Source organism: Chitinophaga eiseniae (assembly GCF_012641265.1).
GTDB classification, from domain to species: Bacteria; Bacteroidota; Bacteroidia; order Chitinophagales; family Chitinophagaceae; genus Chitinophaga; species Chitinophaga eiseniae_A.
This window is the reverse complement of record NZ_JABAHZ010000006.1, coordinates 356,876-369,270: the sequence shown is the minus strand read 5'-3', so window position 1 is coordinate 369,270 and position 12,395 is coordinate 356,876. Positions and strand designations below refer to the sequence as shown.

The 12,395-nt window shown below is 46.2% G+C and carries 12 protein-coding genes; 7 read left to right on the top strand and 5 right to left on the bottom strand.

Annotated elements, in window-relative coordinates:
* Positions 1-13 precede the first annotated feature (13 nt).
* The 3 genes from HGH91_RS23640 (at position 14) to HGH91_RS23630 (ending at position 4,094) form a co-directional block, all read left to right on the top strand.
* Positions 14-616: an IMPACT family protein gene (locus HGH91_RS23640; protein WP_168741271.1), complete on the top strand. Its 603-nt coding sequence runs from the start codon at positions 14-16 to the stop codon at positions 614-616.
* Between the two features lie 276 nt (positions 617-892).
* Positions 893-2,701, top strand: coding sequence for a type VI secretion system Vgr family protein (locus HGH91_RS23635; protein WP_168741269.1), 1,809 nt, complete (start codon positions 893-895; stop codon positions 2,699-2,701).
* Between the two features lie 19 nt (positions 2,702-2,720).
* Positions 2,721-4,094, top strand: a complete 1,374-nt coding sequence (locus HGH91_RS23630) for a hypothetical protein (RefSeq protein WP_168741267.1) — start codon at positions 2,721-2,723, stop codon at positions 4,092-4,094.
* A gap of 57 nt (positions 4,095-4,151) precedes the next feature.
* On the opposite strand, the gene HGH91_RS23625 is transcribed toward HGH91_RS23630, so the two are convergent.
* Complete coding sequence (locus tag HGH91_RS23625) at positions 4,152-5,042, bottom strand: 3-hydroxyacyl-CoA dehydrogenase family protein (RefSeq protein WP_168741265.1); 891 nt, start codon at positions 5,040-5,042, stop codon at positions 4,152-4,154.
* A 60-nt stretch (positions 5,043-5,102) separates the two neighbouring features.
* Positions 5,103-5,768 carry a carboxypeptidase-like regulatory domain-containing protein gene (locus tag HGH91_RS23620; RefSeq protein WP_168741264.1) on the bottom strand — a complete coding sequence of 222 codons (666 nt, stop codon included), beginning with the start codon at positions 5,766-5,768 and terminating at the stop codon, positions 5,103-5,105.
* Positions 5,769-5,897: 129 nt separating this feature from the next.
* Between HGH91_RS23620 and HGH91_RS23615 the strand changes: the two genes are divergently transcribed.
* Positions 5,898-6,995, top strand: coding sequence for an Mrp/NBP35 family ATP-binding protein (locus HGH91_RS23615; RefSeq protein WP_168741262.1), 1,098 nt, complete (start codon positions 5,898-5,900; stop codon positions 6,993-6,995).
* Between the two features lie 333 nt (positions 6,996-7,328).
* Positions 7,329-8,153 carry an orotidine-5'-phosphate decarboxylase gene (gene pyrF, locus HGH91_RS23610; protein WP_168741260.1) on the top strand — a complete coding sequence of 275 codons (825 nt, stop codon included), beginning with the start codon at positions 7,329-7,331 and terminating at the stop codon, positions 8,151-8,153.
* A 63-nt stretch (positions 8,154-8,216) separates the two neighbouring features.
* On the opposite strand, the gene HGH91_RS23605 is transcribed toward pyrF, so the two are convergent.
* The gene (locus tag HGH91_RS23605) at positions 8,217-8,654 is read right to left on the bottom strand and encodes a YciI family protein (protein WP_168741258.1); all 438 of its coding nucleotides are present in this window, start codon (positions 8,652-8,654) and stop codon (positions 8,217-8,219) included.
* A gap of 81 nt (positions 8,655-8,735) precedes the next feature.
* Between HGH91_RS23605 and HGH91_RS23600 the strand changes: the two genes are divergently transcribed.
* Positions 8,736-9,914: an acyl-CoA dehydrogenase family protein gene (locus tag HGH91_RS23600; protein ID WP_168741256.1), complete on the top strand. Its 1,179-nt coding sequence runs from the start codon at positions 8,736-8,738 to the stop codon at positions 9,912-9,914.
* 48 nt (positions 9,915-9,962) lie between these two features.
* Positions 9,963-10,979: an FAD:protein FMN transferase gene (locus HGH91_RS23595; protein ID WP_168741254.1), complete on the top strand. Its 1,017-nt coding sequence runs from the start codon at positions 9,963-9,965 to the stop codon at positions 10,977-10,979.
* A gap of 75 nt (positions 10,980-11,054) precedes the next feature.
* On the opposite strand, the gene HGH91_RS23590 is transcribed toward HGH91_RS23595, so the two are convergent.
* Both HGH91_RS23590 and HGH91_RS23585 read right to left on the bottom strand, forming a co-directional pair.
* Positions 11,055-11,675, bottom strand: a complete 621-nt coding sequence (locus HGH91_RS23590; RefSeq protein WP_168741252.1) for an outer membrane beta-barrel protein — start codon at positions 11,673-11,675, stop codon at positions 11,055-11,057.
* A 32-nt stretch (positions 11,676-11,707) separates the two neighbouring features.
* Positions 11,708-12,346 (bottom strand): DUF4136 domain-containing protein, encoded by a 639-nt coding sequence (locus tag HGH91_RS23585; protein WP_168741251.1) that lies wholly within the window; start codon positions 12,344-12,346, stop codon positions 11,708-11,710.
* Positions 12,347-12,395 lie beyond the last annotated feature (49 nt).

Genomic DNA, 12,395 nt, shown 5'->3' with positions numbered 1-12,395 from the left:
TTAAATTTTATTGATGGAGGTTTATTTTACAATAGATAAAACAGCAGTAGCAGAATTCAAAGACAGGGGCAGCAAATTTCTGGCATATGCCTTCCCTGTTAAAACAACAGACGCCGTGAAAGAATGCCTGGCGGAAGTGAAGAAAGAACACCCCAAAGCCACCCACCATTGCTATGCCTATCGCCTGGGCACCGGAGGATTACAGTTCAGGGCCGCCGATGACGGAGAACCGTCAGGATCGGCCGGAAAACCCATTCTCGGGCAGATCGACAGCAAACAGATTACCGATGTGCTGATCGTAGTAGTGCGGTATTTTGGCGGCAGTCTGTTGGGGGTGCCCGGTTTAATAAATGCCTATAAGATGAGCGCTGCGCTCGTATTACAACTGATCCCCGTTATCCAGAAAAATATTGAAGCAAAGTATCATCTCAGCTTCGACTATACTATCATGAATGATGTAATGATGGTGGTAAAACAACATAACTGCACAGTAATTTCCCAGGAACTGCAATTATTTTGCGAGATGGAAATAGGCGTCCCTAAATCAACGGAAGAGCTGTGCTTGCTACGTCTGAACGATATTTACGGATTGGTAGTGAAGAAAGTGAAAGTATAAACCGATATGGATGATCCTGTTTACATATCTATGTTGCAACAGGAAGATAGGAATCCGTACTTCGCAGGATCATCCAGCCCCGAAAAGTTTTTTCTGCGTTTGTGTAAAATTGATATCGCCTTAATATAATTTCCTTAAATTTAGTTTTGTTAACTGGTCACTAAATAGCCCGTTTTATTGACGTTGTTTTAAAAGAAGAAATTGCTGAAAACGCAATGTCCTTCTACCCGATTTTAAGGCATGAAACCATATTTTTATTAAAAGTCCCCTTTGTATATGTTACATACCATTACCACCGTATCTATCGCTGGCAAACAGTTTAAGCAATTCCATTCGCTCCGCCTGGAACAACCCTTACAGGGGCATCATCATTTCGAACTGAAAATAGGGTATGACTGGTTGCAGGAGCTCGGCCCCGGTATTGTATCTGCTACCAAAGCTTTCCTGGGAAAAGAAGTAAGTATTACCATCCAGCCTTACGAACCGTTACAACATTATGAACCGCTGGTATTTAACGGCATTGTGATGTCGGTGAGCTCCGGTAAGGAAAGCGATGGCACGCATGGTTTTTGCGTTATCCGTGGCTATAGTCCCACCATCCTGCTGAGTAACGATCCTCATATACAATCGTTCGAAAACCAGGACCTGGGCGGCATAGTGAATACAGCCCTGAAAAGCTGTGGTCCTTACCTGGCGCGTCCATTGGTGGATCCCAATACCACCACTTCCCTGAAATATATTGTACAGTATAAAGAAACGTCGTTCGATTTTTTACATCGTATGTCGGAACGCTACGGGGAATGGTTTTTCTACAATGGGCAGCAGGTAGTTTTTGGAAAATATCAACCCCGCGATATTTCCCTGGTACACCTGGTAGACCTGATGAACTTTGACCTGGAGATGAAGGTAGAGCCCAATAATCAGCATCTCAACGGATATGACTACCGCAGTAATAAAGTGGTAGACAATACTACATCAGCGCAGCCGGCAGGTAAAGTAAACGACTATACGCAGCATGTACAGGGGCTCAGCGAAAAGCTGTACAGCAATCCTTCCCTGTTTAAAATGACACATGCATTTACCAGCAATGCCAAGGCAGAACTGGATACCCTGGTTACCCGGCAGAAGAAGGGGCGCATGGCTTCCATGGTGCAATTGAGGGGTAGCAGCAAACAAACTTCGCTGCGGGTAGGTGATCATATTTCCATACAGGAAAATGTATATGCAAAAGACGACCATGGCAAATTTATGATCTGGGGCTTAACCCATCATGTTACCGGCAACGGCGACTACTACAATGAATTTGAAGGTATCCCGGCAGATGCAGCAGCGCCGCCGGTAAACCTTGAAAATATTCCCAATTGTGAGGCTCAGAGCGCCACAGTAGTCGATAACCACGATCCGAAAGACCTGGGCCGGGTGAAGGCACGCTTTAAGTGGCAGCAACAAGGCACTACTCCCTGGATGAGGGTAGTATCGCCACATGGCGGCGGCAGTAAAGGCATGTACATGGTGCCGGAAAAAGGAGAGGAAATAGTGGTGGATTTTGAAGGTGGCAATCCCGAATTACCCTATGTATTGGGCACCACCTATAATGGAGAAGGGAAGTCGGGCTTTGGTACAGCTGCCAACGATATGAAGGCGATCCGCACCCGCAGTGGTATTTCCGTCCTGCTCAATGATGCTGATGGTAGCGTTACCATTACTGATCCCGGAGGTAATCGCATATTTATGGATGGAACGGAAAATATATCCATTTTCGCCAAGACGAAGATTGATATTTCTTCCAAAGAAATTGAAATTTCTTCCAAGAAGTTTTCTATTACTGCTTCAGAAGAGGGTACGATTGTAGCTACCAAAACTATTTATGTCGAAGGCACGGAAAGCCTGGCCCTGAAAGGAAAAGATGCGGTGGTGAAAGGTGATAACACCCTGACCATGCTCACGAAAGAGCTGGTGGCACAGGGTTCCACCAGCGCGCATGTAACCGGGAATTCGGTGAACCTGGTAGGCAAGAACGATCTTTCTGTAAGCAGCACGGCCGACCTGGTGGTTTCCGGCGGTCTTGTAAAAATTAATTCCTGATGTTAGCTATTGTCAACATATGAGTACCACCGCATCGATTGGACAAGAATTTTATAAAGTACGGGAAACATGGGCTGCAGCTGAAAGGGGGCAGCAGTGGCAACTTGCCATATGGCTGGTACAGTATGCCGATGTGGATATTATCGACAAATTCCTGGAAACAGAACGTACCGCCATTGGTGTTTTCCGGGAGATATTTTTCCGCTTTGATACGCCCTTCCAGGAAGACCATACCGCGTACGAAAAAGCACTCTGGGAGGAATACCTGGAGTGGTTTAAACCGGCGCCTAAAGAGGAATATGATATTTACCAGGTATTAAAGAAAGACCGGTTACTGAAAGCAGATTATGCGCCAGACTTGCGCCTGCCAGCTACTTTGCAAAGTATCTGCCAGGAGTTGCTGCGGTTGAAATCCTGCATTATCGGCCTGGAAGACGTGGGTTGCTGTATTTATTTTCCTCCACTAAGGCCGGATCAACCGGATGCAGGAGATTGGTTTACCCAGGTGCTGCAGAAAGGCGTACCTGCCGGTATTCGCCTGGTAACGATCGATATAGTGACCAACCCCAAGGTGATGATTGGCCGGAAGATTCCCACCGCGTTGGTGAGGATATTACAGCCTTCGCTGGATATGCCCGCTGCTGTTAAAAATGAAATGGATAAAGGAGGAGGCAACAGTGATAGTGTAAGTGTGGATGCCCGTTTCCGTAAACAGATCCGCAAGGTAATGGACTGCACCACGCAGGCAGATACCAGTGTAATGGATAGTGAAGTGGGGATATTATTAGGGCTTTGCAGGAAGATGAATGGCCCTGCACATGCGGTAGCGGGACAAATGATTGCTGCGCAGGCTTATTTCATGATCCGGGAGCATCGTAAGAGCAGCGCATATGCCGACAAAGCTATTGCACAGTCGAAGCAGTTGATGGAGGCGAATGATCCCGCGGGGTATTCTACCTGGAAATCCTGCGTCATGATAAAAGCCGCTATACTAGTGGGCAGGAAGAAGCGAAAGCAAGCCATTGCCCTGTATGAGGAGCTGGCATACGAGGCGGCCAACCGTGCAGATGCCTTTCTCATCATGGAAGGTCATCGTCTTTGCGGGCATTTGTATTATGAGCTGGGGCAACTTAATATCGCATTTGAAAACCTGCTGCTGGCGCTTACGGGCGGTAGTTACCTGGCGCTGGACGTGCGGCGGCAGTCTACTTTTTTACATGCAGCTGTAATGGCCGTTCATCTTTGCGAAAAAACAAGAGGGCCAGAGGACCTAAAAATATTGCGGGACAGGCTACAGGAGTTATTGGGAGATGACTGGGCGGCACTATTACAGTCGGATGGTATGGATCATGCGACGGTGCGGCGCAAGGCCAACTTGTTTGAATTTAATTAATTATAAAAGTAAAGCCTCCCAATGTACCGGGAGGCTTTACTTTTATATCGGTTGCTATTATTGATTAAATCGTTCACTTACAACCAGGTCTTTACTACCGGCAGTGTATTTATAAAATCCTTCTCCGCTTTTTACGCCGAGATAGCCTGCGGTCACCATGTTTACCAGCAGCGGACAAGGGGCATATTTAGGATTGCCAAAACCATCGTGCAGTACCTGCAAAATAGACAGGCAAACATCGAGTCCTATGAAATCGGCCAGCTGTAAGGGCCCCATGGGATGTGCCATGCCCAGTTTCATCACCGTATCAATTTCTGCAACACCCGCTACTCCTTCAAAGAGGGAACAGATGGCTTCGTTGATCATAGGCATGAGAATGCGGTTGGCAATAAAGCCAGGGTAGTCGTTTACAACACAGGGCACTTTATCCAGTTTTTCGGATAAGGCCACAATAGCGCTGGTAACGGCTTTATCGGTAGCGTACCCATTGATGATCTCTACCAGTTTCATTACCGGTACAGGATTCATGAAGTGCATGCCTATTACTTTGGCAGGACGTTTAGTGACTGCGGCAATTTTGGTTATGGAGATAGAAGACGTGTTGGTGGCCAGGATAGCGTCGGCAGGTGCATGCTGATCGAGGTCCTGGAATATTTTCAGCTTCAGGGCAATGTTTTCTGTTGCTGCCTCTACTACCAGCGATACATCTTTTACGCCGGCGGCGAGGTCGGTATGCAGGGTAATATTGCTGATAGTCTGGTCTTTGATGTCAGGGGGGATGGTGCCCTTGGCAACTTGCCTGTCGAGGTTTTTGGTGATCGTTTGCAGGGCTTTTTCCAGTGCCGGGGCCGCAACGTCTATCAGGTTTACGGCGTAGCCGTGTTGAGCAAATACGTGGGCAATACCATTTCCCATGGTACCCGCGCCAATGACCGCAATTTTTTGCATGGTGTAGTGATTTGTCAAAAATGAATAAGCCACTAATTTAAAGAAAATTGGGGTTACGTATTAATCTCCGTAACTCACATCTTTTCTTTTAAAGTCGCCACGTTTCCAGGCTTGTATAAACTGGGCCCAGGCAAGGGGGTTAAAGATATTTTGTGGCGGCGGCTGACCGGCATAGTAGAGATTCTGTGCCTGTTTGTTGAAATACTGGTTCACGCCTTCCCGGCCATCGACTGGGAGGAAGCGTGCCATGGCCCTTAACCGGGCATTGCTGGTATTTTTTCGTGCTACTTCGTAGGCATCATCGGGAATGTCCATATTGGCGAAGGCCCGTTCAAATTCTTCCCTGGAAAGATAAGGTTTGATGATGGTCACCGGCAGATAAGTGGTATCTTCTACCAGCAGCTGTATCAGGGAGAAGCTATTCCCTTTGATGTCGGGTGGTACCCGGTAGTTTTTATGTTTAAAGCCCACGGCGCTGAAAGAGAGGGTATCTCCTTTAAACACCACGATAGAAAAAATACCGCTCCGGTTGGAAATGGTACCTCTGCCCTGGCCTCTTACCATAATACTAACAGCGGGAATGGCCCGTAAGCTGTCGGCAGTCATGGTAATACCTGAAATCTGTATAACGCTGTCTCTGAATTCCGCGATCTGCGCTTTCAGCAGGAAAGGAGACAATAGGAAAACAACTAAAAGTGACAGTATGTAGGATCTTTTCTGATGCATGCCGGTCCTAAGATATAAAAATTTGTTTACGTGTCTATATGCAGTTGATCAGCTGCACCAGATTGAAATTGTAAATTAAAACCCAATTGGGTTAACTTTGCATATTGGATTCAAAATTAACAACAATTTATGATCACTAAAGAGCAGGTTTTAAAGGCCTTGAGCAACGTAGAAGAGCCGGATCTGGGGAAGGATCTGGTTACGCTGAACATGGTAAAAGATATAGAGATTGACGGTAATAAAGTGAAATTTACGGTCATTCTTACGACCCCGGCGTGTCCGTTGAAAGATATGATCCGGAATGCCTGTGTGAATGCGATTCATATGCTGGTAAGCAAGGAGGCGGAGGTAGAAGTTGTCATGACCGCCAATGTAAACACCAAAAGAGCTGGGGGGCAGGGTATCCTGTCTAAGGTGAAAAATATTATCGTGGTGGCTTCAGGTAAAGGTGGCGTAGGTAAATCTACCGTAGCAGCCAACCTGGCCCTGGCTTTGGGCAGGGATGGCGCAAAAGTGGGGCTGATGGATGCCGATATTTACGGACCATCCGTACCTATTATGTTTGGTTTGCGTGGGGAGCGGCCAATGATGGTAAATGTAGAGGGTAAGGGCATGATTCAGCCGATAGAGAAATACGGCATTAAAGTAATGTCTATTGGTTTGCTGATCGATGAAAGACAAGCTGTTGTATGGCGTGGGCCTATGGCCAGCAGTGCATTGAAGCAATTCATTACCGATGTATTCTGGGACGAACTGGATTACCTGATCATAGATATGCCTCCCGGAACAGGTGATATTCACCTGACGCTGGTGCAAACTGTGCCTGTGACCGGTGCAGTGATCGTTACCACGCCGCAGGACGTGGCCCTGGCTGATGCGAAGAAAGGTATTGCCATGTTCCAGGGACAACAAATCAATGTGCCTATCATTGGTTTAGTGGAAAATATGGCCTATTTCACACCTGCCGAGCTACCTGAAAACAAATATTATATTTTCGGTAAAGATGGTGGTAAACACCTGGCAGATGAAATGGAAATTCCATTCCTTGGCCAGATTCCGCTGGTACAAAGCATCCGCGAAGGTGGTGATGCTGGGGTGCCTGCTATGGCTGGTGAAGAGAAAGTTACCCGCAAAGCATTTCTGGATGTTGCCGGCGCCGCAGCCCGTAGTATTGCGATGCGCAATGCGAATGTAGCGCCTACTAAGATTGTGGATATTATAGTTTAGCATAAAGCATAAAGCAAAAAGCAGAAAGCTATTATAGCGAATGACCGATGCAATTTAAATATCCGCAAAGATCATTCGCTATAATAGCTTTCTGCCTTTTGCTTTGCGCTTTCTGCTATTTAAAAATATTTTATCTTTCCGCTTGATGATCATAATCACAAAAAGAAATATCTTTAATTCATCTGCCTCAAAAAAAAGTCCAGCATTGTCGGTAAACCACAGCTACCACAGTGGATATTTAAAGTTGTTTTTCAATTATAGGTAATCATAATATGTTTAAAGCAGCGTCAATGCTTAAGTTTTACTTAACTTTGCGCCCCAAATTAACCGACTATGAATCGACAGGAATTGGTGAATCTGATTAAGGAAAAGCAGTCTTACCTCTGTGTAGGATTGGATACAGACATACAAAAGATTCCAAAACACCTGCTTTCTCATGCAGATCCGGTGTTTGCCTTTAACAAGGCGATTATTGACGCCACAAAGGATCTTTGTGTGTCTTATAAGATCAATACCGCCTTTTATGAAAGTATGGGCATCCGTGGCTGGGAAAGTTTGCAACGCACGGTAGAATATATCCCTTCCGGTATATTTACCATCGCAGATGCCAAGCGCGGAGATATTGGTAATACTTCCACTCAGTATGCCAAAACATTTTTTGAAACTTACAAGTTCGATGCTGTGACCGTGGCGCCTTATATGGGAAGAGACAGTGTAGAACCGTTTTTACAGTTTTCTGAAAAATGGGCGATTGTACTGGGATTAACTTCCAATGAAGGCAGCCAGGACTTCCAGCTGCAACCTGTTGGCGACGGATTTTTATTTGAGAAAGTACTGAAAGCCTGCATGGAATGGGGTACTCCTGATAACATGATGTTTGTGGTAGGGGCTACGCAGTCCTCTTCCCAGTTGGGATATATCCGTAAACTGGCGCCAGATAACTTCTTCCTGGTACCAGGTGTAGGAGCGCAAGGCGGCAGCCTGGAGGAAATTTCCCTGCAAGCTATGAATAAAGACTGTGGCCTGCTGGTGAATGCCAGTCGCGCTATTATTTATGCCGGCAACGGAGAAGATTTCGCAGATGATGCCAGGAAAGTAGCCCGGCAATACCAGCTGGAAATGGCCAGCTACCTGAACAAAATGGTGGCTGCTGTATAAATTTTTTTTAAAGAAATTGGTATTTGGTTGTTGTGTATAACGGTAACTGAATACCAATTTTTTTTATTTAAAAACGCAATTCTTAGCTGTCCACCATGGTCTTATACTGAAACTCAGCTGTCCTGCTTTTACCGCCGGATCCTGGCTGACCAGGGAAACGACTTCTGCACTGTCTTTGCAATCCATGATAAAAATACCCCTTAATGCGCCATCATCGCCGAAAGGGCCTGCCACCAACAGCTTCCCGGCATTAGCCAGCTGGCGGATATTTTGGAGATGACCTTCCTGAAGCTGTGCTGCCAGCGCAGTATCATTGGTCCGATGGGCGCCCCTTTCCAGGAAAACCATCCAGTAACGTTTTAGATCATAGTTAGCGCCAGGATTTACTTTTGGGGGAAATATTTTCAGCGCGGCTGATTGTAATGGTCTGGGGTGAAATGATAACATCACAATGACTAAAAATCCCAATAGCAACAGCGCAGGTAGAACTTTGCTTGCCATAACTCCCGATTTTGAAGGAAAGGTACGAAATTCCCGCTTTCCACTTATTTTCTTACATTGAGTATCCTAAACCTGTAGTTCATGCAACAAGATTTGTTTCAGTCACCGGATTATTTTGGCGTAGATGAGTTGTTGAAAGAAGAACATTTGTTAGCCCGCGATGCGGTAAGGCAATGGGTAAAAAAAGAAGTATCTCCGATTATCGAAGATTATTGTCAACGTGCCACTTTTCCCTCACAGATATTAAAAGGACTGGGGGAACTGGGTTGTTTTGGTCCTACCATTCCGGCGGAATATGGCGGTGGTGGAATGGACTATATTTCCTACGGTTTAATGATGCAGGAACTGGAGCGTGGTGATAGCGGGGTTCGTTCTACCGCATCTGTACAGGGTTCGCTGGTGATGTTTCCTATTTTCACTTTTGGCAGCGAGGCACAGAAACGGAAATATCTTCCCAAATTGGCCACTGGTGAAATGATGGGTTGTTTTGGCTTAACGGAGCCCGACCATGGTTCTAATCCGGCAGGCATGCTCACCAATTTCCGCGAAGAGGGCGATCATGTGATATTGAATGGCGCTAAAATGTGGATTTCCAATGCGCCTTTTGCAGACATTGCCGTGGTATGGGCCAAAGATGAAGCAGGCGTGATCCGTGGGCTGATCGTGGAAAGAGGCATGGAAGGATTTTCGACCCCTGAAACAAAAGGAAAGTGGAGTTTGCGCGCCAGCGCTACCGGTGAACTGGTGTTTGACCAGGTACGGGTGCCGAAAGAAAATATTTTACCTGGCGCCAAAGGATTGAAAGGTCCTTTAACCTGCCTTTCTTCTGCCCGCTATGGTATTGCCTGGGGAGCGGTAGGTGCTGCCATGGATTGCTATGATACTGCGCTGCGTTACGCAAAAGAACGGGTACAGTTTGACAGACCCATAGGTGGTTTTCAGCTTACCCAGAAAAAACTGGCGGAGATGGTAACGGAAATCACCAAAGCGCAATTGCTCAACTGGCGTTTAGGCGTATTGAAAAATGAGGGTAAAGCCACGCCTGCACAGATTTCCATGGCCAAGCGAAATTCCTGTGAAATAGCCGCCAATATTGCCCGTAATGCCCGCACGATTCTGGGTGGCATGGGGATTACCGGCGAATTTTCCGTGATGCGCCACATGATGAACCTGGAAAGTGTAATGACTTACGAAGGCACCCACGAAATACATTTACTGATCACTGGTATGGATGTTACCGGTTTGGATGCATTTAAATAGCAATCGATATGGAGAACAGCGCTGGTAGCTGCTCTCTCTTTAAATACCATGACGAAATTATTTTTATTGGCAGGCGCCCTGTTATGCGCTACTGCTGTAAGGGCGCAGCAATCGCCCATGAAACTGATGGCCTGTGAAGGAAAGGCACAGGGTACCTATTACATTGTGAAATATTTATCTGCCGACACTGCTTCCCTGCAACCACGCATTGATTCCATTTTTCGTGTCATTGATCAGTCTTTATCCCTGTACAAGCCGGGATCCGTTATTAACCAGTTTAATGAAACCGGACGGGTGCAGATGGATGAGCATATGAAGGCGGTGATAGAAAAGGCTTTATCAACGAATAAAGCCACTAACGGCCTGTTTGACATTACGGTGAAGCCATTGGTATACCTGTGGGGATTTGGTGTCACAAAACCGGGCTTTAAAGGTGTTCCGCCAACAGACAGTATTAAAGCTGTTCTGACGTTGGTGGGTTCCCGTTATCTCCGGGTAAAAGGGAACGAGCTGTATACTGTAAAGAAGGGCGTGCAAATAGATTGTAATGGTATTGCACAGGGATATACGGTAGATGTAATCGGGCACTTCCTGGCATCGTTGGGTATTGAAAATTACCTGGTGGATGTAGGAGGGGAGCTATGCGCCCGCGGCCACAATCACTTGCATAAGGTGTGGAGTGTGGGAATAGAAAGACCATCGCCAGGTGATACCACCTACGAGCCCGTGCAGGGGCTGGTAAGGTTGCCCGACAAGGGAATAGCTACCAGCGGAAATTATCGCCGTTTTTTTGACCAGGGACGTACCCGTTTCGCGCATACTATTCATCCGCTTACAGGGATTGCTTTACACAATAACATTATCAGTGTAACGGTGATTGCGAAAGATTGTTTTACAGCTGATGCCTTCGATAACCCGTTAATATTAATGGGAGTAGATAAGGGGATGGCCTTTATTAACAGACACCCGGAGTACGGACTGGAAGCTATTTATATTTATAAAGATAAAGACGGAACTATCAAAGAGGCTTTCAGTAAAGGCTTTAAGCAGTACATGGAGTTCTAAAAAAATGTCCCATCCGCTGTAATAACGGATGGGACCCTCGCTCACATTTCTCACAGTATATTGGTAAACCGGATGTTAGTTCAGGTGGAACTTCAATCCTATGTTGCCTTGTACGCTGTTGAAGCTGGTAATATCATTGTATTTGTACGGCGCATAATTGTAGCGTACATTGGCGTTAAACATCAGTGGCGACGCCTTGCCGAACGGCACATTGATACCAATTTCAGGGCTTACCAGGAATTGCCAGCTGTTATTCTTCTCCACAAACTCACCCCAATATTTCTCATAATTCATACTGGCTGCACCCACGCCAACCGTTGCATATGGAATAACGGCGGATTCAGGTTTAGTAAATGCATAGCTCACCGTTGCCTGTATCGGAATTACCTGTAATGTGCGTGTTTGCACAGCAGATACATCGCCTTGTTTATCGGGATACACTGCGCGTGGCAGTTTTTCGTAAAAGTCCTGGTAACCAGAGCGTAAGCCTACCGACCACTGGTTATTCAACATATATTGTAACCCGGCACTCCAGCCACGGAAGCTGGTTTTGTCGGAATAATCCTTTAACGAGCCAAGGGGTTGTGCAATGGAGTAATTGACATCCACTGATAAGGGTGGACGAACCTGTGCGGATACTGCCTGGGCAGTAAAACAGCCTGCAAAAACCAATATCCAGTTTATTATCTTTTTCATCTTCCTGTCAGTTTAAAAGTTCGTGATCAACATTATTTGTTTGTCAGGTAGGGTGATTGGGCGAAAGAAGCCTGTACCATGGAATCGATATTATCGATGTTCCATACACCTGAACCGCGCCAGAGGGAATTCCACACGGCAACAAATTTGCTGTTTTTCGGATTTTTAAGATCGAAGGCATCGATAGCTACCTGTTTCTCATTTACGCGGTATACCGTGTAATAAGAAGGCCAGTACCAACCGCCACCGGGGTAGCCCCAGTAGCCGGGATCCCAGTAGCCCCATCCGCCCCACCATCCTGGATTCCAGGAGATAGTGCTGTAGGAATTGTCGATGCGGGTAAGATTGATGCCAAGGTCTGGTTTCGCATTTTTACTCACCAGTGTGTAACCTTTTTGCTGCATGGCAGCGGTTACAGACGAAATCAGTTTTTTGTCGTAATCCGTCAACGCTTTTTTAGCGCTGTCGCCAGCCAGTGTTAACACCGCTACCGAGTCTACTATGCTAAAAGTTGAATAGGCTTTGAAGTTGGCGGTACTATCGTGATTAGTAATATAGATCCGCGACTCCTCATTGGTCATGTCTTTCAAAGGATCTTTCCGACAACTGCTGAATGAAACCATCGCCACCACCGCGGCAGCGGCACTGAATAAAAACAATGTTTTTTTCATGTCCGAGCGTATTAATTTTAAAAATAGATTCTACAAGGTTAACGTTCAT

Excerpts from the sequence above, each read along its gene's own strand:
- HGH91_RS23640 (WP_168741271.1), top strand. The coding sequence starts at position 14 with ATGGAGGTTTATTTTACAATAGATAAAACAGCAGTAGCAGAATTCAAA.
- HGH91_RS23635 (WP_168741269.1), top strand. The coding sequence starts at position 893 with ATGTTACATACCATTACCACCGTATCTATCGCTGGCAAACAGTTTAAG.
- HGH91_RS23630 (WP_168741267.1), top strand. The coding sequence starts at position 2,721 with ATGAGTACCACCGCATCGATTGGACAAGAATTTTATAAAGTACGGGAA.
- HGH91_RS23625 (WP_168741265.1), bottom strand. The coding sequence starts at position 5,042 with ATGCAAAAAATTGCGGTCATTGGCGCGGGTACCATGGGAAATGGTATT.
- HGH91_RS23620 (WP_168741264.1), bottom strand. The coding sequence starts at position 5,768 with ATGCATCAGAAAAGATCCTACATACTGTCACTTTTAGTTGTTTTCCTA.
- HGH91_RS23615 (WP_168741262.1), top strand. The coding sequence starts at position 5,898 with ATGATCACTAAAGAGCAGGTTTTAAAGGCCTTGAGCAACGTAGAAGAG.
- pyrF (WP_168741260.1), top strand. The coding sequence starts at position 7,329 with ATGAATCGACAGGAATTGGTGAATCTGATTAAGGAAAAGCAGTCTTAC.
- HGH91_RS23605 (WP_168741258.1), bottom strand. The coding sequence starts at position 8,654 with ATGGCAAGCAAAGTTCTACCTGCGCTGTTGCTATTGGGATTTTTAGTC.
- HGH91_RS23600 (WP_168741256.1), top strand. The coding sequence starts at position 8,736 with ATGCAACAAGATTTGTTTCAGTCACCGGATTATTTTGGCGTAGATGAG.
- HGH91_RS23595 (WP_168741254.1), top strand. The coding sequence starts at position 9,963 with ATGACGAAATTATTTTTATTGGCAGGCGCCCTGTTATGCGCTACTGCT.
- HGH91_RS23590 (WP_168741252.1), bottom strand. The coding sequence starts at position 11,675 with ATGAAAAAGATAATAAACTGGATATTGGTTTTTGCAGGCTGTTTTACT.
- HGH91_RS23585 (WP_168741251.1), bottom strand. The coding sequence starts at position 12,346 with ATGAAAAAAACATTGTTTTTATTCAGTGCCGCTGCCGCGGTGGTGGCG.